The organism is Microcoleus sp. Pol12B4 (genome assembly GCF_036701385.1).
GTDB lineage: Bacteria > Cyanobacteriota > Cyanobacteriia > Cyanobacteriales > Microcoleaceae > Microcoleus.
The window spans coordinates 1-1,804 of the sequence record NZ_JAUBQR010000421.1 but is presented as its reverse complement, the minus strand read 5'-3'; the positions used below and the strand labels follow the sequence as shown (position 1 = coordinate 1,804).

The 1,804-nt window shown below is 42.2% G+C and carries 2 protein-coding genes; both read right to left on the bottom strand.

Annotated features, from left to right (window positions below):
* Positions 1–202 precede the first annotated feature (202 nt).
* On the bottom strand, positions 203–1,168 hold the full coding sequence (locus QUA38_RS28720) for an SGNH/GDSL hydrolase family protein (protein ID WP_333167880.1): 966 nt from the start codon (positions 1,166–1,168) through the stop codon (positions 203–205).
* 4 nt (positions 1,169–1,172) lie between these two features.
* Complete coding sequence (locus QUA38_RS28715; protein ID WP_006634691.1) at positions 1,173–1,664, bottom strand: YajQ family cyclic di-GMP-binding protein; 492 nt, start codon at positions 1,662–1,664, stop codon at positions 1,173–1,175.
* Positions 1,665–1,804 lie beyond the last annotated feature (140 nt).

Below are 1,804 nucleotides of genomic sequence, written 5' to 3'. Positions count from 1 at the left end.
CTAGAATGGATAATGTCTCTGCCGCCGCAAGCAAAGCAAGAGTTATATTACCAGTTTGTTGTCGAACATCCTCCCGACTTAACAGTCACGGGTTTAGATATTTAATACCAACCCGTTTTCAGTTGTCAGGTGCCAGTTCTCAGGAATTACCTCTTCCTTCTTGGCGCTTCCATCGGGCTTCTTCCTTCGGCTATAAAGCAGCTTATTTCTTCCCGCCACACGCCACCAATTTTTTCTGTATACACAACTGTTGAAACACTAAATCTGCTATTGATTCATAAGCTAGGGCTGTGGGGTGTACGCCATCCCGAAAATAACTTTCTACCCTCGTTTTCGGCAATTTTGACCAGGCTGCATGAGTGTCTATGACTGGAATTTTTAAAGCTTTTAGCCGAGCGACAAACTCGGATTTAAACTTCGGCTGATTCGGTACGGGCAGTAAATCCGCTCGATCGCAAGTATACAACACAAACAACGGAATATTCTTAGCTCGCACCAAAGCAACTATTTGCTCAAATCGCTGCATATTTTCCATAAACTGTTGTGATTCCGACACCCGCACTCCCGCCGCAGGATAATTCGATACAAAAACCCTTGAAAATTGGCGCATAATGTGTCTTTGAAACACTTCTTGAATTGCCAATAACGGTTTACGATTCGGCATCAGCGGGTCATTTCCCACCCCCGCGCTGCTGCTTGGAGGTTGTAGCAAATCGTGAGTACCAATTTGCAGAATCACAGCATCGCTTTCAAAAGTGCCAAACTTGCGAATATATCCCAATTGATTGCCAATTGCCCAAGAACCTGCAGAAGCATTCAGCACCTCAACTTGCTTTTTTATGCCCAACAAACGCGCTTCAAATAATTCTGGAATAGTTTCTTGCTGATCGGTGGTATTATTACCGTTGAGAACCGAATCTCCTATCATCAAAATTCTGAGAGTATCTTCAGGGTTTCCTGAATCGATTTGTTCAGAACGCTGAGAAAATTGATTGTACTCAACTCTATTGCCAAAGCGATATACAAGTTGATTTGGTGCAAATATATAGCCAGCATTCGCATCAGCTTGCAGCAAGGCAGGATTTCCGAATCCCAGCAAGCGCAAGGCAAGTTCTATAGCACTCAAAGATGCGATCGCACGACCGACAATCCAATACTTAGCTTTCAAAAATTTACCTGTAATTGGTAAACTGCAAAGCCACGGGATAGTCTTCTTGCTTCAAGCGTTGAATCACCAACTGCAAATCGTCCTTATCCTTAGCAGAAACCCGCACTGCATCGCCTTGAATCGAACCTTGAATCTTTTTAAACTCATCGCGGATTAGCTTAGTAATCTGTTTGGCGATTTCCTGACTAATTCCTTTTTTAAGTTTAATTTCTTGACGCACCCGACTGCCGCTAGCAGGTTCAGCTTTGCCGTAATCAAAAATTTTCAAAGATAAATTCCGCTTCGCGGCTTTAGTTTGCAAAACAGTGTGAATCGCATCGAGAGTAAATTCGCTGTCCGTATTGACAGTAATTGATTCTGCGCCCAATTCTACGGTAGTTTTGGTATCTTTCAAGTCGTAGCGACTTTGAATTTCCCGCACTGTTTGGTCAACAGCGTTAACTAATTCTTGCCGATCGAACTCGCTGACAATATCAAAGGAATAACTAGCAGCCATAAATTAGTAATTGGTAATGGGTAATTGGTAGTTGGTAATGGGTAATTGGTAATTGGTAGTTGGTAGTTGGTAATTAGTCATTAATTAAGCGTCTCTTAACTAATGACTAATGACTAATGACCACTGACTAATAACAATTA